This window comes from Acinetobacter beijerinckii CIP 110307, from assembly GCF_000369005.1.
GTDB classification, from domain to species: Bacteria; Pseudomonadota; Gammaproteobacteria; order Pseudomonadales; family Moraxellaceae; genus Acinetobacter; species Acinetobacter beijerinckii.
In genome coordinates, this window is the sequence record NZ_KB849765.1 from 1,366,958 (window position 1) to 1,391,799 (window position 24,842).

A 24,842-nucleotide genomic window follows, 5' to 3' on the forward strand; every position below is an offset into this window, starting at 1 on the left:
TGCTTAAAGCATTAAGCTTGGTTTGTGAAGTAATCTTCGCTGAAGTTCATGATCAAGTCAGAACCCGCTTTGATTTTTGCTAAACGAGAGTCGATTTCAGGTAAGATGCGATCGACGAAGTATTGTGCTAAAGCAAGTTTGTTTTGATAGAAATCACCAGACTTATCTTTTGCCGCAGCTGAGATTTTAGCAAACATATATGCGAAGCTGAGTAAACCAACTGCATGTAAGTAATCTACTGCAGCCGCATTCGGGAAGTCTACATTTTCAGCAGCTTGCTCAATGATGAATTGAGTGATTGCTTCAATTTCAGTTGCAGCGTCTAGAGTTGCATCTTTAATGAAGTTTAAATCAGTATCTAATGCATTGGCAAAATCACGGATTTCAGTGATGTACTCTGCGATGAAAGCACCACCACATTTAATCGTTTTACGACCAATTAAATCTTGAGATTGAACGCCGTTTGTACCTTCGTAAATCTGAGCAATACGAAGATCACGAATACATTGTTCCATACCCCATTCACGAATATAACCGTGACCACCAAATACCATTTGTGCATCTAAGGTTGCTTGGAAGGCAGTATCAGTGAGATATGCTTTTGCAATTGGCGTTAATAGAGCAACGCGGTCATTGGCTTTTTTAACAGCTTCAGCATCAGTTGAGAATTTAGTGATGTCGAGCTGTTGGCCAACATAGACTGCGAATGCACGTGATGCTTCGTTATTGGCACGTACGTTGAGCAACATGCGACGTACATCACCATGCACTAAAATGCTATCAGCAGGTTTGTTTGGAGATTGAACACCAGCAGCGCTACGACCTTGCAAACGGTCAGTCGCGTATTGTGCTGCATTTTGATAAGCAAATTCAGAAGCACCAAGACCTTGGATACCCATCGACAAACGTTCATAGTTCATCATCACGAACATCGCAGCCAAACCTTCGTTTTCTTTACCAACGAGGTAGCCTTTCGCACCGTCAAAGTTCATCACACATGTTGCAGAGGCTTTGATCCCCATTTTATGTTCGATAGAACCAGGGCCAACAGGGTTGCGCTCACCTAATGAACCATCTTCATTTAACAGGAACTTAGGTACGATGAATAACGAAATACCACGTGAACCCGCAGGTGCATTTGGAGTTTTCGCAAGTACAAGGTGAATGATGTTTTCAGCTAGATCGTTATCACCGCCAGTGATGAAGATTTTAGTACCTGTAATATTGTAGGTACCATCTTCATTTGGTTCAGCTTTAGTTTTAATAATCCCTAAATCTGTACCTGCATGTGGCTCAGTTAAGCACATGGTGCCTGACCATTCGCCAGAGTAGATTTTAGGTAAATAAGTTTCTTTTTGCTCTTGTGAAGCATAGCTGTTTAAAGCCATACCTGCACCCACAGAAAGAAGCGGGTAGAGCATGAACGAAGGATTCGTTGCGAATAACATTTCATCAGAGAGTACAGTCAGCATCTTAGGCATTGCCTGACCGCCCCATTCTTCATCTGCACCTAGGCCGATCCAACCACCTTCAGCGTATTGACGGAAAGCTTCTTTAAAACCAGCTGGTGTGAAAACTTCGCCATTTTCCCAACGTGCGCCTTCTTCATCACCTGTACGGTTAAGTGGGTGAGTGACGTTTTGGGCAAATTTAGCCATTTCTTCTAAAATTGCTTCAGCGGTTGCGGCATCTACATGAGCAAGTTTCTCATTAGACTGCCAAAATTGTTCTGCTTTAAATACATCATTTAAGATGAATTTCATGTCTGCTAAAGGAGCATTGTAAATTGGCATAATCGTTCCCTTCTACGCACAGGTCATGTGCAAAGTGATCAAATAAAACGAACAAATAAATGAATAAGGTAAATTTAGCATTGATTAAACAAAAAAAGGACGGTCAAAACTGACCAGTCCTTTTTTTGTGATGAACGTTGCATCTCATTCTAATCTATGATTAGAACGCGAAGTGTTCCGCATCAAGTTCAAACAATGGCGCTACGCCAGTTGAAAGAACATCTACATGTGAGCGAACACGTGGCAAGATCTTCTTGAAGTAGAAGCGAGCAGTGGTCACTTTTGCATTGTAGAAGTCAACTTCTGTTGAACCTTCAGCCAATTTCTCTTGAGCAACAAGTGCCATACGCGCCCATAAGTAAGCAAGCGTTACATAACCAGAGAAGTATAAGTAGTCAACCGCAGCTGCACCCACTTCATCAGGATTTTGCATTGCACGCATACCGATTTGCATGGTGATATCGCCCCATTCTTTGTTTGCAGCAGCCAATGGTGCAAGGAATTCTTGCATCGCAGCATTGTCTTTGTTTGCTTCAACAAATTTATGGATGATCTTAGTGAAATCTTTAAGCATTGCACCTTGAGTTTGCAATACTTTACGACCTAATAAGTCAAGCGCTTGAATCTCAGTAGTACCTTCGTATAAGCAAGCAATACGTGTATCACGTACGATTTGCTCCATACCGTGCTCAGAAATAAAGCCGTGACCACCAAATACTTGCACACCATGCTTCGCAGATTCAGAACCAGTTTCAGTTAAGAATGCTTTAGCAATTGGAGTTAACAAAGACAAGATGTTATCAGCAAACTTACGCTCTTCTTCAGTTTCGCCTTTTTCAACGATGTCTGCATACTGAGCCAATAAGTAAACCAGTGCACGACCACCTTCAGCAAATGCTTTTTGGGTTAAAAGCATGTTACGAACAGCAGGGTGAACAATAATTGGATCTGCTTCTTTTTCAGGCGCTTTAGGACCTGAAAGTGAACGCATCGCTAAACGATCTTTCGCATATGCTAAAGCACCTTGGAAAGAACCTTCAGATGCAGCAAGACCTTGAACTGCCGTGCCAATACGTGCAGTGTTCATGAATGTGAACATGCAGTTTAGACCGCGGTTTTCTGGCCCAATCAAGTAACCTTTTGCTTTATCAAAGTTGATCACGCAAGTTGCGTTACCATGGATACCCATTTTGTGTTCGATCGAACCACAACGTACTGCATTGCGCTCGCCAACTGAACCATCTTCATTTACAAGGAACTTAGGTACGATGAAGAGAGAAATACCTTTAGTGCCTTTAGGCGCACCTGGTAAACGTGCAAGAACGATGTGAACGATGTTGTCAGCCATGTCATGTTCACCAGCAGAGATAAAGATTTTCTCGCCAGAAATTGCATAGCTACCATCATCATTTGGTTCTGCTTTAGTACGAATAATACCTAAGTCTGAACCAGCATGAGATTCTGTTAAGCACATGGTACCAGTCCAAACACCTGATACAAGGTTTGGCATATAAGTCGCTTTTTGCTCATCAGAACCGTGGTGTTCAATTGTACGAACAGCACCATGAGAAAGACCTGGGTACATACCCCAAGACCAGTTTGCTGTACCAACCATTTCAGAGATCGTAATCCCTAATGAGTTTGGTAATGCTTGACCGCCAAACTCTTCATCAGCAGAAAGAGAAGGGAAGCCTAATTCGATATATTTTTGATACGCTTCTTTAAAGCCTGTAGGTGTAGTAACAACACCATCATTCCAAGTACAACCTTCACGGTCGCCTGTTTGATTAATTGGAGAAAGTTCATTCTCACAAAAATCAGCCGCTGCTTCTAGATATTGATCAACCAATTCACGGCTTACTGTGTCTTGAAATGCAGGAAGTTTCGCGTAATGTGCTTCAGCGTTTAATAATTCGTGCAATACGAACTGCATATCACGTAAGGGTGCTTTGTATTGTGGCATAGCGGGTTCCTCAATACTGGTTAAACCAGAGTTATAATCTTAGTCAATGATAAATGTGCCCAATGACACCATTTTGTACTGCTAATCGTGCAACAAGTTATAGTTCGGTACAAGCTATTACAGGTCATTTCTTAGTGACTGTGAAGTCAAAGATTGTCGTGTTGCCTGTATAAGCGCTTAGATTGTATGTGGTTTTTAAGATTTTTTCTCATTTTGCTGATTGAAAATCGTAAGCAGCTGTGTAATGGCTGATTTAGTCTAAATTTGGATAAAAAAAGAAATGAATTCTTCTGAGTCGTTTAATACCGTTAAGACTGTAATAAAATTAAAAATCAGGGTGTTGATTGCATTTAAACAAGCATTTTAATCAAATAATTCAACGTATAAGTTTTATTTCATCAATTTAAATCGCAGTGAAATAACAATTTTAAAAGTTAAAAAAAGGCGCTTAAAGCGCCATGAGGAAGGGAGGTTTAGCTTGTTGAATTGGCTTGACGCTTGAACTGAGATTTATCTGGGGTAAAACGAACGTCGCAAGTTCCCTCAATGATGTGATTGTTCCATTGAACATTCACTTTTTCGCCAATACGTTTACCTTGACAGGCTTTTTCAATTTGAACTTTTTGAGCTTGATGTTGTTGGCGCATTTGATCGCGTTGTTCTAAACGTTGTTCACGTTTTGCTTGCCATTCGGCACGTTGTTCTGGTGTCAGCGGAGCGCGTTGCATATTATGGCGATGATGATCGTGTTTCATTGCTCGGTCTGTAGGTGATGTTGATTGGCAGGCCGCCAAACCTAAAGCAGAACCAAGCAGAGTCGTCATGAGTACAATTTTGGTCTTATTCATTGTTTTATCCAGCGTGATCAGTTGAGATTTGATCATTAAAGATTAGATAATAAAGATGAAGAAACAATGGAGAGTTTTTTTCGACCATGTTGGTTACAATCCATAAATAGAACACTATTGAGATTCTGCATTTGAATGTTCGTCGCGTGCCCTTAGCCTTACGCTTGTTTTTAACTGTTTTATTGACGACTTTGCTCATCGCAACGATTAGCTTAGGTATTTTACATTGGACTATGCAAAAGAACTTTGCACGTTATGTTGCTGATGTTGAAATGCAAAAGTTGGATCGACTGATTGCTAACTTAGGTAATGTCTATACGGTTTATCACGATTGGGGCAATGCGATTCAGGCGCAGATTTTACAAATTGAAGGTACTGCTGCACCAGACGACTATGATCGACTTTCTCAGTGGTGGTTACGCCGCCAATATGATATTGCTTTGCAGCAACGTTACTTTAATGATCACACGCTACTCAGTCTATCTCCAACCTTAGCGCAAAATAATACTGAAATTAAAAATCGCCAAATCTTTAATGATGAAGAGTTAAAAATATTAAAACTGAATTTACCCTCAGAATATCAACCCTTTGAAGGTTTGCGTTTTCCGTTAAGTCCAAGTCAATTTCGCTTAAAAAAAGAAGCGAATGACTCGAAGCAAGCGGTTAGTTCGAACAATAATCAGAACCATGTGAAAAAACAATTTGTCTCCATTCCAGATCGTTTAGGATTGAGTTCTCGATTGTCTTTGTATGATGACAAACAGCAATTTATTGTAGGTGAGCCTGCGAGCGATCAACTTTCATTTCGTCCGATTGTTGTCGGGGAAAAAGTGGTTGGTTATTTAGGTTTGAAACCTGTTTTAGATCAGGATGATGCATCAAGTATTAACTTCTTTAGTAATCAAAAGCGTTATCTATTTTTGGTTTATGTGCTCACTGTATTATCTAGTTTAGTTGCTGCATTATTAATGGCGACCTATTTTAAAAAGCCAATTCAACGTTTGCTTAATGCCACTTTAGAATTAACTCGCGGAAACTATCAACATCAAGTAAAAATTAGACGGAATGATGAGTTGGGTGATTTATCAAACCAAATCAATAATTTGTCTGATATTTTACATCAACATGAAGAATCTCGTCGGCAATGGGTTGCGGACACGTCACATGAACTAAAAACCCCTTTAGCGGTTTTACAAGCTCAGATTGAGGCGATGCAAGATGGCATTCGTAAAGCCACGCCAGAACATTTAAGTGCCATGATGCGACAAGTGGCAAGTTTGAAAAAGTTGACTCAAGATTTGGCGGATTTAGCACAAGCTGACGCTCAACAACTGAAATGTTATTTTGCTGAGGTCAATCCATGGGAAGTGGTGTTACAGGAAGTAGAGAACTTTAAGTCGACCTTTGAACAAAACCAACTCGAAGTTTTACTTTCAGGCGAAGGTTTGATTTTGTCTTTAGATCGCGATCGCTTTAAACAAATTATTGTCAATTTATTAGGTAATTGCGTTCGATATACAGAGCAAGGTGGAAAGATACAGATTCATACTCAACAAAATGAGCAACAATGGATATTGTATGTGGATGACAGTCCGTTTGGTTTAAATGACGAGCAACTGGCACGCTTAGGCGAACGTTTTTATCGTGTTGATGATTCTCGTACAAGGAGTACAGGTGGTACAGGTTTAGGTTTAGCGCTGTCATGTAAATTGGCCCAAGCATTAGGTGGCTCACTCACATTTGAACATTCACCATTAGGTGGATTACGTTGTGTACTGACTTTTCCAAAATCAATTAAATAACTTTTAGATCCTCTGATGTTGAGGATGATGGATAGGATGAAAACCATGAAACACATTATGTTGGTTGAAGATGAAGTTGAACTGGCACAGTTGGTTCGTGATTATTTGGAAGCTGCTGGTTTTGAAGTGAGCATGTTTCATGATGGTCAAGATGCTTATGCTCAGTTTCAGCAGCGCAAACCAAATTTGATGATTTTGGATCTTATGGTACCGCGTATGGATGGCTTAACCATTTGCCGTAAAGTGCGTGAACAGTCTGATTTACCGATTATCATGGTGACTGCGAGAACAGAAGAAATTGATCGTGTTTTAGGATTAAATATGGGTGCAGATGACTATATCTGTAAGCCATTTAGCCCGAAAGAATTGGTTGCTCGTGTGCAAGCGGTGTTACGCCGTTTAGAGCGTAAGGCTGAACCAGAGCAAAATGATTTATTCCGTATTGATAAAGCTCAACAACGAATTTGGTATCAACAAAAAGCGTTGACTTTAACGCCAACAGAGTTCCGTTTATTAGAATTATTCTTAGAACATTTAGGTCAAGTCTATTCACGCGCACAGTTGTTGGATCATATTAATCCAGATAGTTTTGATGTGGCAGACCGTGTCATCGATAGCCATATTAAAAATCTACGTCGTAAAATTACTGAAGCTGCTGAAACAGGTAATCGACATGAGTGGATTCAGGCTGTTTATGGTGTTGGCTATCGTTTTGAATATCCAGAATAAATTAATATAAGCGCTTGCCTTATGACCTTGATAAGGCAAGCCTAGTGAAATTTAAAAACAGACCAAAAAGCACATAATTTGTGATTTATCTAAACTTACATTTATTGTGTCGCCATCTTTCAATATTTTGACAGGTTTCTCGAAAGAAGCTCCTTCTTTCACAATATAATTCCAGCGTGCAATTTGATCATTTGAACCAATATATTGATTTCCTGCATAGACATCAGTTCGTCCAACGACTTCGGTATGGCTGACATTTTTATCATATGAAAAGTTTGCAATCAGTATGTAGTCGCCAGCAGGCAAGTTTGTGAATTTGAAACGACCTTGATTATCTAAAATACGTGTCGACATGAAATGCTTGAGAATCGATTCAGGTATGTGCGTAGGAATTTTCTGATTACGTTTGACTTGTTCGTACCATGTTTTAAATTCGTCTGTCATCCAGATCAAACCCACTGCTTGACTGTCTTTTGGTGGATATTGTTTCTTTGCAAGTACAGCACCTTTATAGAATGCTTGACCCGCAATGGTTGAATGACCGACTGGACGAATTTCTGCGGTTGCTTGTTTTAATGATTTGATCTTAACTACTTTACCAGCGAGACAATCTTGCATCGCTGTGCGTGCTTGAGCAAGACCTTCATAGTTCAGCGTGTAAATAGTGGCATCATTCAATTTTAACTGCATATCTTTTTCTTGATCACGCATGGATTTAAGCGTTTGTTGAATATCTCCTGTATTCACTGCGAGCATGCCTACGTTTGAACTTGGCAAAAGTTGGGCTTTTAATGCGGTCGGTGCTAAATTTTGTTGTCTAAGTTGGATCTGCATTTCTGCTAGAGCAAGTGTTGTAGGAATACTTTTAGCCTGAAATAAAATCGTTGCATGTGAAGACTGTTTTGTTGCACCAAAAATAGAAAAACTGGTTTGGGTATCTTTTGCCGATATAAATTGAATCGCGCAGTTGTATTTGGGTTGATTTAAATCCTGTTTCAACATCCAAACCCCGAGAGCTGATCGAGAAATCACTTGAGTATCTTGATCAGACATGGGCGTGGCATGTGCGAAATGAAAACATGACAGCATACAAATTAAAATTGTTGTGATTAAATTTTTTTGAGACATCTCTAAATCCCCCCGATCAGATTGAGTTTATTTTCTCATATTTTTTTCGTTTAGATTTTTGAATATTTGAAAAGCATAACTTATGAATCTGATAAATAATGCGTCAGTCATTTGGTAGCATGTGAATCGCTTACGTGTCATTAAAAAGTATTCGTATGCCGATATAGAGACTTATTCTTTTATCCTGTGGATAACCACAGTATTATCCACAGAAAATGTGGATAATTTTAAAGAATTATGGATAAATATTGATCTTTGTATTGTTGGGTACTAATGACCAAATTTCATCCATATCTGCATTAGTTACAGCGATACAACCCAAAGTCCAGTCCTTACGAGGCATATAGTTTGCACTTGCTGCAAATGATGTTGCACGTTTAGGCACTGTTCCGTGAATCATGACATCACCGCCTGCAGATTTCTGATGCTGTTCAGCATAAGCATTATCTTTTGTATTCGGGTAGGAGATATGCAAAGATTTATAGTAAGCACTTTGAGGATTGCGCCAATCAATAGTGTAGCTACCTTCAGGTGTTTTACCATCACCCTCAAACTGTTTATGTCCTATAGGATCAAAACCCAAACGAATTGGGTAGCTTCTGATCAACGCATCATGATGTTTGAGTTGTAAAACTCTTTGGCTTTTATACACATCAATGGATGTGACGGGTTTGGTTTGATTGAGCCGTTGTATATCTGCGATTGAAAGCGGTTTATGGGATTCTGTGGACGATGGTAAGAACTTTTCAAATTTATAAAAAGCTAAGCCAACCAAAACAATCAGCAGTGCAAATCCAACAGCAAGTCCTAGCTTCATAATTTATCTTCTGATGAAAGTTCGCTTGAGCTGCGATCGCATTACAAAAAATTCAACCTAGTCATATTTAAGATGAACAACTAACAGAAATTTCAGGAACATCACTTGGTAATGGGGCAGTGTCTTGCTCAACTTCTAAATCTAATTGTTGTGTATAGGGCCGATTAAGTAATTTAAATAAACGATCAACCTCACTAAAATCACCACGCTCAGCAAGCTCAATTGCTTTCTGCGCCATATGATTACGCAGAATATAGTGAGGATTTGCTTTTCGCATATTTTGATCTAACTCTTCAGTATTCTGATGTTCACGAATCGATTGATACTGTTGAAGAAAGCTATCGAATTGTCGTATATCCAAGCAATCATCACGCAGTGTTTTATATTGCTTGTTCTGTAAGCGGATAAAACTTTGCGTATAGTCGAGTTGTTCTGTTTGCAAGATTCTCAAGAAAGCAAAACTACAATCGAGACTATCCTTATGAAAATGTGGAAGTCCCATCTTTTCACACAGGCCTTGCCCATAGTGTTCTAAAAAAATGGGTTCAAATTTTTCCAAACATTTTGCTAAATCTTGTTTAAATTGTTCTTTATGCTCAGGTGTTGCTAGAGCAATTAAATTATTCAACCATGTCCACAGATTCCAATGACCAATGCTTGGTTGGTTTTGATATGTATAGCGACCTTGGTAGTCCGAATGGTTATTGATCCAATTTGGACGGAAACGCTCCATAAAACCGTATGGACCAAAATCTAAGGTTGAACCTGTGATATTGAGGTTATCAGTATTCATTACACCATGAGCAAAACCGACTAATTGCCATTTGGCAATCATCATCGCAGTACGCTCAATTACTTTTTCAACAAACGCGAGAATAGGATGTTCCGCTTCTAGACATTCTGGATAATGCCATTCGATACATTTCTGCGTGAACTCTGCTAAAAGCTCAGGGGCATATTGATTAATCCACTCAAAATGACCGAAACGAATATGACACTCTGAAGTGCGCAACAACATTGCACCGAGTTCTAAGGTTTCACGTTGTACACCCTGCGTTGAGGTGGTAAAACCGACTGCATGGCTTGAAGCGACACCTAAAGCATTTAGTGCATGTCCTGCTAAATATTCTCGAATGACTGAGCGAAGTACGGCACGACCATCACCCATACGCGAGTAGGGGGTCGAACCAGCACCTTTCAAGTGTAAATCGATCGTTTCGCCATGCTTATTGAGTATTTGTCCGATTAATAAACCACGACCATCACCCAATTGTCCTGCCCATTGTCCAAACTGATGACCTGCGTAAACCATAGCTAAAGGTGGGAAGTCGGTGAAAGTTTTTTGTCCGCTACAAATTTCAACCCAGTTCGCTTTATCTTGTTCGCTCCACTGTAATTCATCCGCTAAATTTTCATTAAAATGACCAGCTTTAGCACCACGTAAAGGACTTGGTTGTTGTTGATGATAAAGCTTTGGATTAAGTGAAGAATAGCGTGGATTAAAATGCATAAGCTCATTATCGGACTTAGAGGGTAGCTAAGGACTATAACAAATTTGAGATAGGCACTAAAGAGATTCTCATAGGCATAAAAAATGGCCTCATCGAGAGACCATTTTAATTGAGTAAATTGATTACTCTGAAACTGGTGCTTTTTTGATATTTCGAACCAATGTTTCTAAACATTCACGATGATGAGCCAGACGATGTTCAAGTAACTGGAAATCAACTTTAAGCTTATGATCCATTTGGTGAATCTTTTCAGCCATTGCTGCTTTCTTTGCTTGTAACTCTTGTTCTTTCAATTTCGCCCAATCATTTAAAGTATGTGTAAACGCTTCATATTCTTGCGCGATACGTTGTTTCATCTGCGCAATATCTGTATTTACATCATGACCATAAATCGCAAGGTCTTGTTCAGCATATTTGAACTTCATTGCAAGTTCAGCTTTTTGGATATTAAAGCTCGGAATGCGACGTAAGTTTTTTGCTAAACCAAGTTTAGAACTTGTCCAAATCAACCATTTTGTTGGGTCATATTGCCACCATTTCACGCCATTACGATAGTCGTATTGGAAAATATGGTGGTAGTTATGATAACCCTCACCCCAAGTGAGGATTGCTAAAACAAAATTATCACGCGCTGTATTTTCATCAGTATATGGACGTTTGCCCCACATATGACAAAGTGAGTTAATGAAAAAGGTTACATGATGGCTAATAAATAAACGAACCAAACCACCAAGCAATAGTACGCCCCAAACATCGCCCACAAGCCAACCGATTGGTAACAGAAGACCTGCATGTACGCCAATCACCAGTGGAAGATAATATTTATGTTGGAACATCACGAGCTTGTCATTCAACAAGTCAGGTGCATTTTTATAGTTTGGTTCAGCCGCAGGGTAGTTACGTAACATCCAACCCATATGTGCATACCAAAAGCCATTATTGATAGAATAAGGATCTTGATCGACATCATCGACGTGGCGGTGATGTGTACGATGACCAGAAGCCCAAAACAAAATACTGTTTTGAACTGCAAATGTACCAGCAATCATCAGTAAGATTTTAAGTGGTAGAGCTGCTTCATAAGCACGATGTGCCCATAAACGATGATAGCCAGCGGTAATACCTAAACTGCTTACAGCCAGTAAGACGAACATGCTAATCCATGCGCCCATACTGAAGTCATGATGGTAGCTATAGATTGGAATCGTAATTAGCGCAATGATTGGTAAAAAAACCAATGCAAAAATTGCAATCCAATTAATGGGTGCTTTCTTGAGTGGGGCGGAATTCATATCCGTCAGCGCTCCTAATAATCTTGTTTGCACAAGATAATAAAACTAAACGAGATAGCAAAACCAATCATGACGATATATTGCTATTTTATCTCGATATTAGCATGCTCATATAAATTAGCACTAGCATTATTCTACAGTTGTATCGAAAGAACAGTAACAAGATTCGTTTATTAAATTGGTCAATTCGTTAAAAGGTGAAATAAATCAATGTCTGAGCAAATTATCGTGAAAAATCCTATTTTTTCTTTCAGGACATTTTTTCACAAAACATTAATATTTCCTATACTTGTCGCACTCACAGCGTGTCAAAGTCAACCCACAACTGTACAGAAAAAAACATTACAACCAAAGCGGGTGAATCAAGTACCTCCAATGCAAATACGTAAAAGTACAGATGGTGTACAGGATGTCGATTGGCAAATTACCATGATACAAAACAAACGTGCTTTATTCTTTAATCAATATCCAAGCTTCACGTTGCACTCCGTTGCTACAAGTGTTTCTGGTCATACGGGTTGCAATAATATTTATGGTCGATATAAATATGATTTCACACAGCGCAAACTTGATTTAGATGTAATGGCGGGACATTTCAGTTGTAATAAAGCACTCGCACAAGAAGCAGATCTTATGGATTCATTGCAACGCGTTGAACGGTTTCAATTTGATGGTACAAATTTATATTTACTCGATGCAAAAGGACAGCGTTTAATTCAAGCACAACGTAAAAAATAATCACTTTAAAGGCGAAATCTCAGTCGATTTCGCCTGAATCACAAACTCAAATTATTTAACATATTGGTCGGAACATCGGTAATCAAACCTTGAATGCCCAATTGTTGAAGATGCTTGGCACGTTCAACTTCATTCACCGTCCAAACACTGATATTCAAATTTGCTTGCTGAGTTAGTTTGATGATTTCATCAGTTGCTAATTGATCTTTCCAGCCAATTTGACAGCAGTTATATTGATGGGCAAGTTCTATGGCATATTCGCCAATCGGGATTTCAATCAATAAGCCACGTTTAAAATGGCTTTGGTATTGCTGTAATGCAGCTAAAATCTTAATGTCAAAACTGGTAATTAGCGCGGTTTTTTCAAAACCTTTTAAATCTTTATGTAATTGAATAATTAAACGCTCAGCCGCAGCTTCATCTGTAACAGCTTTAATCTCAACTTCTATATGTTCAAAGTCTGTGAGACATTCCAAAACATGCGGTAGGCTAGGGGTATACTCTTCAAATGCCCACGCCTGCCACTGATGGCGATGATCAAATTGTTGAGCTTCCAATAAATTACATTTTTCTACCTGCTGTGAGCGACCAGCGGTGCGAACAAAATCATCATCATGGATCACGACCAATTGGTCATCTTTAAGTTGGCGTACATCAAATTCAACCGCACGTATACCTAAATTGTGCAGATAACGAAAACCACCTAAAGTATTTTCAGGTGCTTCGCCTCGTGCACCACGATGACCAATAATTCGCATTTTGATTTACCTTAAAATAATTATGCTTGATCAATACTATCATTAATGTTTTTTTGCCAAAGCACTTCGTTTCCACCTTCGGCACGTTGTAAAGCACGCGAAGCGACAAATAACCAATCAGACAAGCGGTTTAATAGTTGTAAAGCAGTAGTTTGAATATTTTGATCGCGATTATGCACTGATAATAATGCACGTTCAGCACGACGACACACTGCACGCGCTTGATGTGCATAACTACATGCTAGGCTACCTGATGGTAAAATAAACTCTTTGAGCATGGGTAAAGATTCATTCATATGATCAATTTCTTTTTCGAGAAATTCGATACAAATTGGCTGGAGTAAATGATAGTTTGGAATACAAACCTCACCGCCTAAATCAAATAACCAATGTTGAATTAAGCTTAGACTTTTATCCCAGTCAGCTTTATTTTCAATTTGAGATGCGCTGATTTGTGCTCTTAATACGCCAATCGTGGCATTGAGTTCATCCACATCACCTAATGCATTAATTCGTAAGTCATCTTTAGCGACACGTGAACCATCCCCAAGACCTGTTGTGCCTGAATCACCTGTACGTGTATAGATTTTACTTAAACGATGTCCCATGAAGCTGTCCTACAAATAAAAAGGGGATAATGTCGGTCAGAACATTACCCCGAAATTGGAGTTAAGAAAATATTTTTATTGTCTCGATTACGCGATTAGTAACGGAATGTGACACCCGCTGAAGCTTGGCGACCAGTATTAATGTACCAATCATTCGAAGGGTAAGTATTTAATACCTCACGATACTCAACATCACCTACGTTTTGAATGTTAGTAAATACTTTTACATTTGGATTGATATTCCAATAAGCATTTAAATCTACGGTTGCATAGCCAGGTACTCGGGTCGTATTTGCTGTGTCTGCATAGGATTTAGCACGTGCGATTATTGATGCACTGATGCCATAAGTTGCATTTTCTAATCCTGTACTTACCGTTAAGGTCTGACGTGGACGATAAGCAATTTCTAGTTCAGTCGCTTTATTTTCCGTTTTCACATAAGCATATTGCGTTGATACAAATAAATCATCTTGATGCCATTTGATGCTAGCCTCGCCACCTGTGAAATTTGCTTTCGCTATATTTTTATTTGTACCAGCATTATTTGTAATGAGATTTTTAATCTTTGTATGATAAACAGAAAGATTGGTGCTGATACTCGGTGTGATATCGTAATCAGAACCGATTTCATAAGAGGTGCTTTCTTCTGGAGCAAGGTTTTGATTGCCCCCCCATTGTGAATAGAGTTCATTTAGTGTTGGTGCGCGGAATGCACTACCAATATTTGCGTAAACACTTGCATTTTGCAGGAAATGATAACGAATTGCAGCTTGTCCAACTGTGTGATCGCCAAAACGTTCATTGTCTTCTAGACGTATACCTGCTTGCGTATCAAATTGTTCATTTTTAAATTGGTGTTGTAGGTAATAGCCTGTGCTATCTACACTCTGATCACCTTTTAGAATCGTGTTTGTTTTATAATTGGCATCCGTATATGTTGCACCAACTAAAATGTTTTGATTTGGTGTGAATTTCCACTTTAAGTTTAAATCTCCTTCGTTATTTTCAGTATCATAGCGCGAACCGTAAGAAGGTACATTTTGCTTGTCTTGCGCATTTGAATAACGTGCGTTTAAGATTAAGTCAGGTAAAATATTGAAGGCAACCTTCGCATTAATGACACGATTTTCAAATAGGCGTGGCGCTGTATTGGTAATATAGTCATTACTGAAAATACTGGTTCCCTTGTTTTCACTAATCGAAGCGGAAGCATCAATGGTATTTTCTTGATAGTAACCAACTTTGGCATGGTAGCCTTTTTGGTCATAACTGGCTTTTTCATTTTTAGCTTGGCTTTCAAAGATACGCGTACCATCACTTTCTAAGCGTTGACCACCGATTTGTGCATAAAAGCCTTGATCAGTCACTAAATTGGCATTGGCAATTGTTTTATAAGTATTATTTTCCCCATAAATGCCAGTTAAATCGGCACCTGTTTTTTCAGGTTTTTTTGAAATTAATTGGACAACACCACCAATGGCATCACTACCATATTGTACAGATGCAGGTCCTTTTAAGATTTCAACTTGTTGAACATTAGTTGTATCTAAAAATGCAGGGTAGAGTGGGGCAAGTTCATTTTGACTATTTAGGCGAGCACCATCTTTAAGAACTAAAGTGTGAACCGATTTAGCACCGCGAAGTGAAATCTCAGAAATTTGTCCTAAGCCACCGCTTTGTTTTATATATACCGATGGATCACGTTGAATGATATCAGAGATATTTAATAAAGGGTTTTGTTCGATAGTCTTTTGATCAATCACAGTTAGACGTACAGGAACATTCTTTAACTTTTCTTCTGAACGCGATGCCGTTACAACAATTGTATCTAACGTTGCTGTTTTATCGTTTGATTGATCTTGAGCAAAAGAAGTTGAAGAAAACCCCATCGCAATAGCGATAGCACCAACTAAACGTGTCGGTTGAAAAATAGTAGACATGACGTCGCTCCATACACTCACCCGTCGTGAATGTTAATGTGGAAATGAACAACAAGCAGGTCTCCGGACTTCACTATATCATCACAATGGTGATGCTATTAATCATCTTCCCACATCATTCAGATGCAGTGATTTGGCGTTTAGCTAAGATTAATAATTCGGTGTTACCGTTGCGAGGGCAGTGTTGGATTTGCACCAACTTCCCTATAAGCAAAAGAATTTGCTTTAGACTTGTTGCGAGAATAGGCGAAGTATAATGTGTTAACATTTTTTAAACAATTGCATTTGGATATGAACTTTGCCCAAAGTCTGCAAAATTGCTTTACAATATGAGCGTTACAAATATTCATTTCAAATTGGACATCAAATGCGCCAAACACAATTGCGAACTCGTGCCAAAATTTGTGGAATTACTCGAACTCAAGATGTTGAGGCTGTTGTACAAGCAGGTGCAGATGCGATTGGATTTGTATTCTTTCCTCCAAGCCCACGTCATGTCAGTATTGAACAAGCGCAAATCTTGGCAAGCTCAGTACCCGCTTATGTTCAATTGGTCGGTTTATTTGTAAATGCAAGCGCAGAAGAAATACAAACAGTGCTTGATTCAGTTCCTTTAGATGTATTACAACTGCATGGTGATGAAACACCTGAACAATGCCAACAGATTGCTGTGCAATGTAAACGTCGTTGGTACAAGGCTATTCAAGTTAAACCTGATTTAGATATTTTGACCGAAATTCAACGCTATCAAGCTGTGGGAGCCAGTGCGGTTCTACTTGATGCGTGGCATCCTGATTTAAAAGGTGGAACTGGTTATTGTTTCGACTGGACTAAATTTCCAAAACTCGATATTCCACTAATCTTGGCAGGTGGCTTAACCCCTGAAAATGTGAGTGAAGCTATTGATACTACAGCGGCATTTGCTGTAGATGTCAGCGGAGGCGTAGAATCCGCAAAAGGTATAAAAGACCAACAACTCATTGAAAAATTTATGCAAGGAGTCCAACGTGGATCAGCAAAACCTTAGTCAACAAAATCAAGCGATTGACTACACCCAGTTTCCAGATGCTCAAGGGCATTTTGGTATTCATGGTGGGCGTTTTGTGTCAGAAACGCTTATGGCTGCACTTGAAGACTTAGAAAGTCTTTATGGTCGTATGAAAAATGATGCCCAGTTTTTGGCTGAGTTTGACCGTGATCTTGCGTTTTATGTTGGTCGTCCAAGTCCGCTTTATTATGCAGAACGATGGTCTCAGCACCTCGGCGGTGCGCAAATTTATCTGAAACGTGAAGACTTGAACCATACAGGTTCGCATAAGGTTAACAACACGATTGGTCAAGCGTTATTGGCTAAGCTGTCAGGTAAAAAGCGTATCATCGCTGAAACAGGCGCGGGGCAACATGGTGTTGCAACGGCAACCATTGCTGCACGTTTAGGTATGGAATGTGTGGTGTACATGGGTGCTGAAGACGTAAAACGTCAAGCGATGAATGTCTATCGTATGCGTTTGCTTGGGGCTACTGTAGTTCCTGTGCAAAGCGGTTCAAAAACATTGAAAGATGCGATGAACGAAGCGATGCGCGATTGGGTCACCAATGTTGATACAACTTATTATGTGATTGGTACAGTTGCAGGACCGCATCCATATCCACAACTCGTTCGTGATTTCCAATCAATCATTGGTCGTGAAGCACGTCAACAAATCCAAGAGCAAGCAGGGCGTTTGCCTGATGCATTAGTGGCTTGTGTTGGGGGCGGTTCAAATGCAATGGGCTTGTTCTATCCATTCTTGAATGATCAAGATGTGAAAATGTACGGTGTTGAAGCGGCAGGTTATGGTATTGAAACAGGTAAACACTCTGCGCCATTAAATGCAGGGCATGTGGGTGTATTACATGGTAACCGTACTTATCTCATGTCGGATGAGCAAGGTCAGATTATTGAAACACATAGTATCTCAGCAGGTTTAGACTATCCAGGTGTTGGTCCAGAGCATAGTTTCTTGAAAGATATGCATCGTGTTGAATATGTTCCGATCAAAGATGATGAAGCCTTACAAGGTTTCCGTGATTTAACTCAGATTGAAGGCATTATTCCTGCGCTTGAAAGTTCACATGCGATGGCATATGTCACTAAACTGGCGCCGACAATGTCGAAAGATCAAATCATTATTGCAACGGTTTCAGGTCGTGGTGATAAAGACTTGATGACGGTTGCACGTATTGATGGTGTTGAAATGGTTGAGATGTAATTCAGCTTATTGCATTAATAAAAAAGCCTCTTTTATAGAGGCTTTTTTATGTTTGGAAAATGAGCGTACTCTACAAAAAGCACATGGAAATCATAATTTAAAACAGACAAAGTTTTATAAAAATCAGTAGTTGTCTTTTAATATGCATTTTTTACAGCAAGTTAGAGCTGAGCATTTTCCCGAAAAAATCGTATGGGGGTGGAAAGACACCTTTGCGATTTTGATCATTCCTTTAATTATTTTAAATGGTTTTATTTTAGAAAAAATATTTGGCAGCTTAATCGCTGTGAGCTTGGGTGATACTGTTTTAAGGGCGTTGCTATTTATTTTAGTGTGTTTTTTATATAAGGATATGCTGTTTGCTCATTGGATTAAGTTTAGACAGGCATTTTGGCGTTCTAGTTTATTGGTTGTGATAGGAGCAGTGCTATTACAAGTAGTGATTTCGCTCACACGCCAACTTGTGCCCGTCGGGCAAAGCACGGAAGAAAAAAGCTTTATCGACCCTGAACATATTCCTTTTTTAAGTTTGTTGATGATTAGTTTGGGTCCATTATTTACCGCACTTTTAGAAGATATTGTCTTTCGTTATACCTTGTTGCAAAAGTTGTTTATTCAACCCTTGTTATGGCGCATCATACTGATTATGTTGAACTCTATTTTGTTCGGTTTGATTCATTATCATAATTTTGATGGTAATTTGATTGCGACAATCAGCTTTATGAGTGCAGGTTTATTTCTAAATTTGATTTATCTATGGACACGTAATATTTGGCATGTGTTGATGATTCATTTCTTGAATAATGCGGTGTTATCAGTGGGTGGAATTGTATTATTAAAACTTCTTCAATCATTTACATAGTGATTCAATATGCCAAATTTGTTTATGGTGATGTTAGGTGGGCGACACGCAAAAGCTAATACCGAAGTGCATGATGTGGTGATGGCGATTGGTCATGATTTGCAAGAGATCATTCCTCAACTAAAACAAGCTTGGTTTGGTGAATCAAAAGGTTTACATATTGATGCTTGGGCACAGTTTTCTGGTGTTCAATCTGAAGGAATTGATTATCAAATCCAGTTTTCAGATGCAGCACCTTCAGCAACTGACCAAAAGTTATATTTGATTAATCTGGGTGGATATAGCTCGGAAGTATTTGGTGAATTACATCGCTATCATTTAGTTGTTGCACCTGATGCGATGACTGCAAAACAGTTCGCTAAACAATTAATAAAGCAAGCTTGGCATAAGCCACATATTGATCGCATTATGGATGTTGATGACTGTATTCCAATTGATCATATCGCGGGGCGGTATATTCATTTAGTGCAGGGTGAGTTTAATCCTACAATTTGGGAAAACACCTATCTGACTCTAGCCTAATCTTTGATCCAAAATAAAAACAGGGAAGCATTTATGTTTCCCTATTTGTGTAAGCCCAAATCAAATCAAGGAAGCACTGTAATGCGTTCAGTTTTAGGTGCGGTTAAAGGAGAGTTCTGTGAGATATATTTTTCCAATGCATCAATATCCTGACCACCACCGATTGGATTTTTTCCTTGTTTTAAGATGGTAAAGTTATCGCCACCATCAGCAAGGAAACTATTTACGGTTACGCGATAGACCTTAGTGTCATCTAAAGCTTGTCCTGCAATCAGAATATTACTGGCGCGTGGTGAAGCAGAGGTGTCTTTTTTATATGAATAACTGAACTCTTTCGATGGTTGTAAAATACGAACCGTTGCTGCATTTGCTCCAGACCATTGTTGTTCTAAAACGTCACGGATTTGTTTACCTGTAAGACTAATCGTCACGATAGAATTACCAAAAGGTTGTACGGTAAATACATCACCAAAGGTAATCTGCTTATTGGTATTGACCTGTAAGTCGGCGCGAACACCACCTGGATTCATCAAAGTAAAATCAGATCCTTGATTACTTGCTGTCAATGCCATCGCTTGTTGCGCGTCCGCAATTAAAATACCGAGCGCACTTTCGCCACTTTCTGTTGCATTACGATTAATTACACCTGTAGCAGCTCCAACGACTCGTGCTGAAATGGTACTAACGGCTTGGCGATATTTATCTAATATTGCTTCTATACTTGGGGTTTTATTAAATTTCTCGTATAAGTCAGTCAAATTTACCGTTGTGGTACCAGATGTATAAGCTTCACTTTGAATCGGAACTTGTTTGGCATCCTTTTTAATCACATCACCTGTTTTGCCATCCAATTCGAGTTGAATGTTGGTAATGGCAGTACCGTACTGCCCCGCAGAGGTCAGCAAAAATGGCTTTTGTGGATTCTTGGTCGAATAATCACAAATATAAGATTGATGCGTATGACCAGAAACCACTACATCAACAGCGTTATCTAAGCGATCTAAAATACCTGTTAATGGTCCGCTTAAACCATCACACGTTTTCTTATTAAACTTGGTACTTGGCGCAACACCTTCGTGTACCACCACCACAATCGCTTCAATGCCTTGTTTTTTTAACTCAGGAATCAAGGCATTCACGGTATCGGCTTCATCATGGAATTCGACATCTTTAATACCTGCTGCCGACACGATACTTGGAGTTGCTTCAAGAGTCATACCAATAAATGCGACTGGAATACCTCCATAAGTTTTAACTTTATATGCTGGAAAAAGGGTTTTTTTAGGGTCTGCCTTTAAGGAAACATTCGCAGCCAAGAAGTTAAATTTTGCCCCAGAAAATTCTTTATTAATTTGACATGGCTGTGTGCTGGTATATTGCTGACAACCACCATTCTGCAAACGACGAAGTTCATCTGTACCACGATCAAATTCATGATTACCAACAGCATTAAAGTCAATCTGAATATCATTCATGGCTTCAATGGTCGGTTCGTCCAAAAATAACGATGACGTGAGTGGTGATGCACTAATCAAGTCACCTGCTGACACTACAGCATTATTTGGATACTGGGCACGTAGTTTTTTAATTGCATCGGCAAAATAGCTAACACCACCTACGGGAATACGAACATTCTTGGTATTGTCTGTTGGATCTTCTGCTTCAATAAAGCGTTTAGGCGGTTCTAAATTACCGTGAAAGTCATTGAATGCAAGGATGTTGATATTTTGATTTTTGCGTTCAACTGTTGGCGTTCCGTTATTATCATCATCGTCATTACATGCTGTTAAAGCCAGCATCATCATACAGAGCAGTTTTGCTTTTAGTAGTTTTTGATTCATCATGGTTTTTGATCAAGTGGTATAAGATTGTTTTTTAAAATAAAACCTCTGTGTGAATGTTTGATGAAAAAATAAACTTTAATAGAAATTTGAAATTTTTTTTAAGCATAAAACATGATGAAAATCGATCAATTATAAATACAAAATTAGTAGTAAATTTGATCACTTACAGTCTATTATTGGCAAAGATGCGACCGAGCAATCATGGAAATAAGCAATGGATTTGATACAAGCCAATGGTCAACCTCGTTATGGACGTTTTGACCAGATCCCTTCACGAATAAATCTCGATGATTATATCTATAAAACACCTTATGGTCAGATTCTGAAAGGTTGGCGTAAACAGCTTAAATATAAGAAATTTAAATTCTGTGGTTTACAGCATGAACATTACAGCATTGGTATTGCGATTGTCGATTTGTCGTGGGCAGGGCACGGTTTTTTTTATGTCTATGATCATCAAACGCAGAAAGTGATTGAGTGGAATGCGATTCAGCCGCTTGCTCTAAAAACTCAACTCGATGAACAGCCTTTATTCAGTCAAAGCTATTTTAAAAAATCAGCTTATCAATTTGATATGCAGCATGCGAATGGTGTGCGTTATATCCAAGTGACTAAACATGGTGAGATAAAACTTAAAGCTCGTATTTTCTGTGCAGGGACTGATGCACTCAGTTTATGTAGCCCCACAGGGATTAATGGTTGGACGTATACGCAAAAACAAACCACTTTGGCTGTAGAAGGATTTTTTATTAATCCTGATAAACAACAGGTTGAGTTTAATGCTCAAAGCCTTGCTGCATTAGATGATACCTGTGGTTTTTTGCGCCCTGAAACCGCTTGGTTTTGGTTGTCTTGTCAGTTCCGTGATGCAAATGATCGCCGTATTGGTTTGAATCTCGCATCTGGAGTTAATGAGAGTTTTGGCAATGAAAATGCGTTGTGGGTAGACGGGCGTTTGCATCCGCTCACCGATATTTTATTTGAACAGAAAGATGCTAATACTTGGTCAATTCGTTCTTTGGGGGGATGTTTAAATTTGGTGGTGGAAACTGGTTGGTGTCGTTTTGAAAATATTAATCTGCGTTTGATCGGCAGCCAGTTTAATCAATGGCAAGCCAAAGTCAGTGGCACCATTGCACATGAGCAGGTTGAAGTGGTGTCATTAGATAATGAATATGGTCTTTTAGAACAGCATTATGCGAAGTGGTGAGAATGACAGAAAAAATCCCCTAAATTCAAAGGGGATTTTTTATGAGACGTGAATTAAAGCCCAGCTTGCCAAAAAGCTTCACCCGCTGCAATTGGATCATTGGTCTTGGCTAAAGTATCAATCCAAACATCGTATTGGCGAATCACTGGATGTTGATTCGGATGGAAATCTTTTTTAAACCAGTCGCTATATTGTGCTCTTTTTGCGGTCAAAATACCGTTACGACCAAAGAACCAAGGTAAACCTTTACGTGCCATATCAAAACGTTGTCTTAAACTAAAACCATCTGTTTTAAGCATCACATCAGTACGATATAAAGTAAAACCAAACATCATCACTGTTGTGAATACCAAGGCAAAGCGACGAGTTGCTTCAGGTACTTCACCCACTTCGCGCATGACATCAAAAGCAACATCACGATGTTCCATTTCTTCAATTGCATGCCAAGCAAATAATGCGCGTACAAAAGGATCGGCTTCCGCTAAAGTTTCTTTTTTACTATAGAAAGTATCTGCCATTAATGCAGTTAAATGCTCTGCTGCAGCGGTCATGGCGATGTTGTATTGAGCTGAACGATTTTTCAATTCAAATCTAAAAATCTTTTTCAATCGAGCAGTGAACTGATCAACTGGCATACCTTGATCTTTCATGATTTGGTTCATTTTATCGTGAGCCATACCATGTTGAGCTTCCTGACGGATAAAATCAGCCACACGTTCTTGCAAGTCTGGATCATCAATTTTGTCGCGGAATAAACGCACACATTCAATAAAATAGCGCTCTCCATCGGGAAAAGTCAGGCTCAACGCATCAAACATACGGGTGCGAAATGGATCGCCACCAAACCAAAAACGGGGTGCTTGGTCTAAATGAAAGTCTAGTTTTGTTCTTACAACGGGTTCAACTTGATAGGAAACATGTGCATTCATTTTTTGCTATTCCTTGTCTTTTCATGAACTCAGTATGAGAAAACTCCGATGAAATGTTTTGACAGTTACAGCCAATTTTTATACAAATAACGACAGATCAGGATGAGATCGGTATATGTCAGTCAAAATTATCATTGGATATTTGCGATTATTTAATCGTGTTTTACAACAAGAACAAATTGATTTGTCTAAAGTTGTCGCGCCTGAACTTTGGCAGGCTTTTCAAGCTTGCTTGGAAAATCCAGATGAAAGAGACTTTGATGTGGAGCGCTATGCTTTATTGTTACAAGCTGCTCAGCCGCATTTCACACGTCCGATCACATTAGTTTTAGCTGAACATGCCAATTTGCAAGATTTAGGTTTAATGGGTTATTTGGCATCAACCAGTATTGATCTACAACAAGCCTTACAACTCTTACAACGCTATTATTCTTTGGTATTTAAGCAAACTAATTTAGAACAGCTCGATGTGCAGCAATTTTCTGAATATATTCAAATTGTGTGGAGTGCATCTTATAGCGATTTTCGCGAAATGTACGAGTTAAACCTCGCGTTGATTTTTAAAATTTCTCAATCGATTGTCCAAGATGCGTTGGTTCCGCCGCAGATGATTCAATTTGGATACATGCCACATACGGCTTTATATCATTTTGAAAAATTTTATGGTTGTCCGATTCAAGTTCAAGCAGGACAGTATGCGATTCGTTTTTCTAATCAAATTTTAAAAGCGAAAAGTATTGCCGCTGATCAGCAATTAAATCATGTACTTTCTACCCAAGCGCAGCAATCTTTAAACAGCATTACTTCTTTTGAGATTCAGCAACAACAATTCCGTCAAAAAATACAGACACAAATCGAGCAAGGTCTTTTGCAGCAAGAAGAAGTATTACTGAGTTATGTCGCAAAACGTTTGCATTGTTCTGAACGAACATTACAACGACAACTCAAAACCTATCAGCTCAATTTTCAAGATATTTTAGATCAGTACAGGTTAGAGCAAAGTAAATTGTATTTGCAGCAAGGGAAATCTTTTTCTGAGATTGCGGAACGTTTGGATTATGCAGATCAGAGTGCGTTTGGACGGGCGTTTAAGCGTTGGACAGGGATTACACCAAAGCAGTTTTTAAAATCTCTTTAGATTTTAAATGAATCTTTCCACTGGGCGTAAGTCTTATTTAAATAGAAATTTTCTCAACAGAGTCTTGCTGTATTCTCACCTAATTATTGGATATACCACTATGTCTTGCACTTCAGTTGAAATATATTTCAACTTTGTTCAGGTTTTGCCTACTTTTG

Annotated in this window: 21 protein-coding genes and 1 riboswitch; of the genes, 9 read left to right on the top strand and 12 right to left on the bottom strand. The window is 39.0% G+C overall.

Annotated features, from left to right (window positions below; all coding sequences use genetic code 11):
• Positions 1–11 precede the first annotated feature (11 nt).
• The 3 genes from F933_RS12040 to F933_RS12050 form a co-directional block, all read right to left on the bottom strand.
• Entirely contained in the window at positions 12–1,793 is a 1,782-nt protein-coding gene (locus F933_RS12040) for an acyl-CoA dehydrogenase C-terminal domain-containing protein (RefSeq protein ID WP_005061469.1), read from the bottom strand.
• 160 nt (positions 1,794–1,953) lie between these two features.
• Positions 1,954–3,756, bottom strand: a complete 1,803-nt coding sequence (locus F933_RS12045; RefSeq protein WP_005061471.1) for an acyl-CoA dehydrogenase C-terminal domain-containing protein — start codon at positions 3,754–3,756, stop codon at positions 1,954–1,956.
• Between the two features lie 473 nt (positions 3,757–4,229).
• Positions 4,230–4,604, bottom strand: a complete 375-nt coding sequence (locus tag F933_RS12050; protein ID WP_005061474.1) for a hypothetical protein — start codon at positions 4,602–4,604, stop codon at positions 4,230–4,232.
• Positions 4,605–4,735: 131 nt separating this feature from the next.
• Between F933_RS12050 and baeS the strand changes: the two genes are divergently transcribed.
• Positions 4,736–6,406, top strand: a complete 1,671-nt coding sequence (gene baeS / locus F933_RS12055; protein WP_005061476.1) for a sensor histidine kinase efflux regulator BaeS — start codon at positions 4,736–4,738, stop codon at positions 6,404–6,406.
• Positions 6,407–6,451: 45 nt separating this feature from the next.
• Positions 6,452–7,135, top strand: coding sequence for a response regulator (locus F933_RS12060; protein ID WP_005061478.1), 684 nt, complete (start codon positions 6,452–6,454; stop codon positions 7,133–7,135).
• A 51-nt stretch (positions 7,136–7,186) separates the two neighbouring features.
• Here the strand turns inward: F933_RS12060 and F933_RS12065 are convergent, their stop codons facing one another.
• From F933_RS12065 to F933_RS12080, 4 genes are all read right to left on the bottom strand, one after another.
• The gene (locus F933_RS12065) at positions 7,187–8,263 is read right to left on the bottom strand and encodes a hypothetical protein (protein WP_005061479.1); all 1,077 of its coding nucleotides are present in this window, start codon (positions 8,261–8,263) and stop codon (positions 7,187–7,189) included.
• Positions 8,264–8,498: 235 nt separating this feature from the next.
• Positions 8,499–9,080 carry a L,D-transpeptidase family protein gene (locus tag F933_RS12070; RefSeq protein WP_005061481.1) on the bottom strand — a complete coding sequence of 194 codons (582 nt, stop codon included), beginning with the start codon at positions 9,078–9,080 and terminating at the stop codon, positions 8,499–8,501.
• Between the two features lie 67 nt (positions 9,081–9,147).
• Positions 9,148–10,590 (bottom strand): protein adenylyltransferase SelO, encoded by a 1,443-nt coding sequence (locus tag F933_RS12075; protein WP_005061482.1) that lies wholly within the window; start codon positions 10,588–10,590, stop codon positions 9,148–9,150.
• 123 nt (positions 10,591–10,713) lie between these two features.
• On the bottom strand, positions 10,714–11,883 hold the full coding sequence (locus F933_RS12080) for an acyl-CoA desaturase (RefSeq protein ID WP_005061483.1): 1,170 nt from the start codon (positions 11,881–11,883) through the stop codon (positions 10,714–10,716).
• 210 nt (positions 11,884–12,093) lie between these two features.
• On the opposite strand from F933_RS12080, the gene F933_RS12085 reads away from it, so the two are divergent.
• The gene (locus F933_RS12085) at positions 12,094–12,621 is read left to right on the top strand and encodes an META domain-containing protein (RefSeq protein WP_005061485.1); all 528 of its coding nucleotides are present in this window, start codon (positions 12,094–12,096) and stop codon (positions 12,619–12,621) included.
• A 38-nt stretch (positions 12,622–12,659) separates the two neighbouring features.
• On the opposite strand, the gene F933_RS12090 is transcribed toward F933_RS12085, so the two are convergent.
• The 3 genes from F933_RS12090 to F933_RS12100 all read right to left on the bottom strand — a co-directional run bounded on the left by F933_RS12090 (position 12,660) and on the right by F933_RS12100 (position 15,927).
• A complete protein-coding gene (locus F933_RS12090; protein WP_005061486.1) occupies positions 12,660–13,379 on the bottom strand; it encodes a glycerophosphodiester phosphodiesterase in 720 nt (239 codons plus the stop codon).
• Positions 13,380–13,399: 20 nt separating this feature from the next.
• Complete coding sequence (locus F933_RS12095) at positions 13,400–13,987, bottom strand: cob(I)yrinic acid a,c-diamide adenosyltransferase (RefSeq protein ID WP_005061488.1); 588 nt, start codon at positions 13,985–13,987, stop codon at positions 13,400–13,402.
• A 95-nt stretch (positions 13,988–14,082) separates the two neighbouring features.
• Complete coding sequence (locus F933_RS12100; protein ID WP_005061489.1) at positions 14,083–15,927, bottom strand: TonB-dependent receptor plug domain-containing protein; 1,845 nt, start codon at positions 15,925–15,927, stop codon at positions 14,083–14,085.
• Between the two features lie 37 nt (positions 15,928–15,964).
• A riboswitch (cobalamin riboswitch) is annotated at positions 15,965–16,177 on the bottom strand.
• A gap of 117 nt (positions 16,178–16,294) precedes the next feature.
• Here F933_RS12100 and F933_RS12105 point away from each other — a divergent pair.
• The 4 genes from F933_RS12105 (at position 16,295) to F933_RS12120 (ending at position 19,563) form a co-directional block, all read left to right on the top strand.
• The gene (locus tag F933_RS12105) at positions 16,295–16,954 is read left to right on the top strand and encodes a phosphoribosylanthranilate isomerase (protein WP_005061490.1); all 660 of its coding nucleotides are present in this window, start codon (positions 16,295–16,297) and stop codon (positions 16,952–16,954) included.
• Complete coding sequence (gene trpB, locus F933_RS12110; RefSeq protein ID WP_005055926.1) at positions 16,935–18,179, top strand: tryptophan synthase subunit beta; 1,245 nt, start codon at positions 16,935–16,937, stop codon at positions 18,177–18,179. The genes F933_RS12105 and trpB overlap by 20 nt, the downstream gene beginning before the upstream one ends.
• A 142-nt stretch (positions 18,180–18,321) precedes the next feature.
• Positions 18,322–19,041, top strand: coding sequence for a CPBP family intramembrane glutamic endopeptidase (locus F933_RS12115; protein WP_005061492.1), 720 nt, complete (start codon positions 18,322–18,324; stop codon positions 19,039–19,041).
• A 9-nt stretch (positions 19,042–19,050) separates the two neighbouring features.
• A complete protein-coding gene (locus F933_RS12120) occupies positions 19,051–19,563 on the top strand; it encodes a DUF1543 domain-containing protein (protein WP_005061494.1) in 513 nt (170 codons plus the stop codon).
• Between the two features lie 65 nt (positions 19,564–19,628).
• Here the strand turns inward: F933_RS12120 and F933_RS12125 are convergent, their stop codons facing one another.
• Positions 19,629–21,407 carry a 5'-nucleotidase C-terminal domain-containing protein gene (locus F933_RS12125; protein WP_005061495.1) on the bottom strand — a complete coding sequence of 593 codons (1,779 nt, stop codon included), beginning with the start codon at positions 21,405–21,407 and terminating at the stop codon, positions 19,629–19,631.
• A gap of 214 nt (positions 21,408–21,621) precedes the next feature.
• Here F933_RS12125 and F933_RS12130 point away from each other — a divergent pair, with 214 nt between their 5' ends.
• Positions 21,622–22,617 carry a DUF2804 domain-containing protein gene (locus F933_RS12130; protein WP_005061497.1) on the top strand — a complete coding sequence of 332 codons (996 nt, stop codon included), beginning with the start codon at positions 21,622–21,624 and terminating at the stop codon, positions 22,615–22,617.
• A gap of 53 nt (positions 22,618–22,670) precedes the next feature.
• Here the strand turns inward: F933_RS12130 and F933_RS12135 are convergent, their stop codons facing one another.
• The gene (locus F933_RS12135) at positions 22,671–23,546 is read right to left on the bottom strand and encodes a metal-dependent hydrolase (RefSeq protein WP_005061498.1); all 876 of its coding nucleotides are present in this window, start codon (positions 23,544–23,546) and stop codon (positions 22,671–22,673) included.
• A 115-nt stretch (positions 23,547–23,661) separates the two neighbouring features.
• Between F933_RS12135 and F933_RS12140 the strand changes: the two genes are divergently transcribed.
• The gene (locus tag F933_RS12140; RefSeq protein WP_005061500.1) at positions 23,662–24,684 is read left to right on the top strand and encodes an AraC family transcriptional regulator; all 1,023 of its coding nucleotides are present in this window, start codon (positions 23,662–23,664) and stop codon (positions 24,682–24,684) included.
• The last annotated feature ends 158 nt before the right edge of the window (positions 24,685–24,842 follow it).

Coding starts and splice junctions, on each gene's coding strand:
- F933_RS12140 (WP_005061500.1), top strand. CDS start 23,662: ATGTCAGTCAAAATTATCATTGGATATTTGCGATTATTTAATCGTGTT.
- F933_RS12125 (WP_005061495.1), bottom strand. CDS start 21,407: ATGATGAATCAAAAACTACTAAAAGCAAAACTGCTCTGTATGATGATG.
- F933_RS12045 (WP_005061471.1), bottom strand. CDS start 3,756: ATGCCACAATACAAAGCACCCTTACGTGATATGCAGTTCGTATTGCAC.
- F933_RS12095 (WP_005061488.1), bottom strand. CDS start 13,987: ATGGGACATCGTTTAAGTAAAATCTATACACGTACAGGTGATTCAGGC.
- F933_RS12090 (WP_005061486.1), bottom strand. CDS start 13,379: ATGCGAATTATTGGTCATCGTGGTGCACGAGGCGAAGCACCTGAAAAT.
- F933_RS12050 (WP_005061474.1), bottom strand. CDS start 4,604: ATGAATAAGACCAAAATTGTACTCATGACGACTCTGCTTGGTTCTGCT.
- F933_RS12115 (WP_005061492.1), top strand. CDS start 18,322: ATGCATTTTTTACAGCAAGTTAGAGCTGAGCATTTTCCCGAAAAAATC.
- F933_RS12085 (WP_005061485.1), top strand. CDS start 12,094: ATGTCTGAGCAAATTATCGTGAAAAATCCTATTTTTTCTTTCAGGACA.
- F933_RS12070 (WP_005061481.1), bottom strand. CDS start 9,080: ATGAAGCTAGGACTTGCTGTTGGATTTGCACTGCTGATTGTTTTGGTT.
- F933_RS12100 (WP_005061489.1), bottom strand. CDS start 15,927: ATGTCTACTATTTTTCAACCGACACGTTTAGTTGGTGCTATCGCTATT.
- F933_RS12065 (WP_005061479.1), bottom strand. CDS start 8,263: ATGTCTCAAAAAAATTTAATCACAACAATTTTAATTTGTATGCTGTCA.
- F933_RS12060 (WP_005061478.1), top strand. CDS start 6,452: ATGAAACACATTATGTTGGTTGAAGATGAAGTTGAACTGGCACAGTTG.
- F933_RS12075 (WP_005061482.1), bottom strand. CDS start 10,590: ATGCATTTTAATCCACGCTATTCTTCACTTAATCCAAAGCTTTATCAT.
- F933_RS12105 (WP_005061490.1), top strand. CDS start 16,295: ATGCGCCAAACACAATTGCGAACTCGTGCCAAAATTTGTGGAATTACT.
- F933_RS12040 (WP_005061469.1), bottom strand. CDS start 1,793: ATGCCAATTTACAATGCTCCTTTAGCAGACATGAAATTCATCTTAAAT.
- F933_RS12120 (WP_005061494.1), top strand. CDS start 19,051: ATGCCAAATTTGTTTATGGTGATGTTAGGTGGGCGACACGCAAAAGCT.
- F933_RS12080 (WP_005061483.1), bottom strand. CDS start 11,883: ATGAATTCCGCCCCACTCAAGAAAGCACCCATTAATTGGATTGCAATT.
- F933_RS12130 (WP_005061497.1), top strand. CDS start 21,622: ATGGATTTGATACAAGCCAATGGTCAACCTCGTTATGGACGTTTTGAC.
- F933_RS12135 (WP_005061498.1), bottom strand. CDS start 23,546: ATGAATGCACATGTTTCCTATCAAGTTGAACCCGTTGTAAGAACAAAA.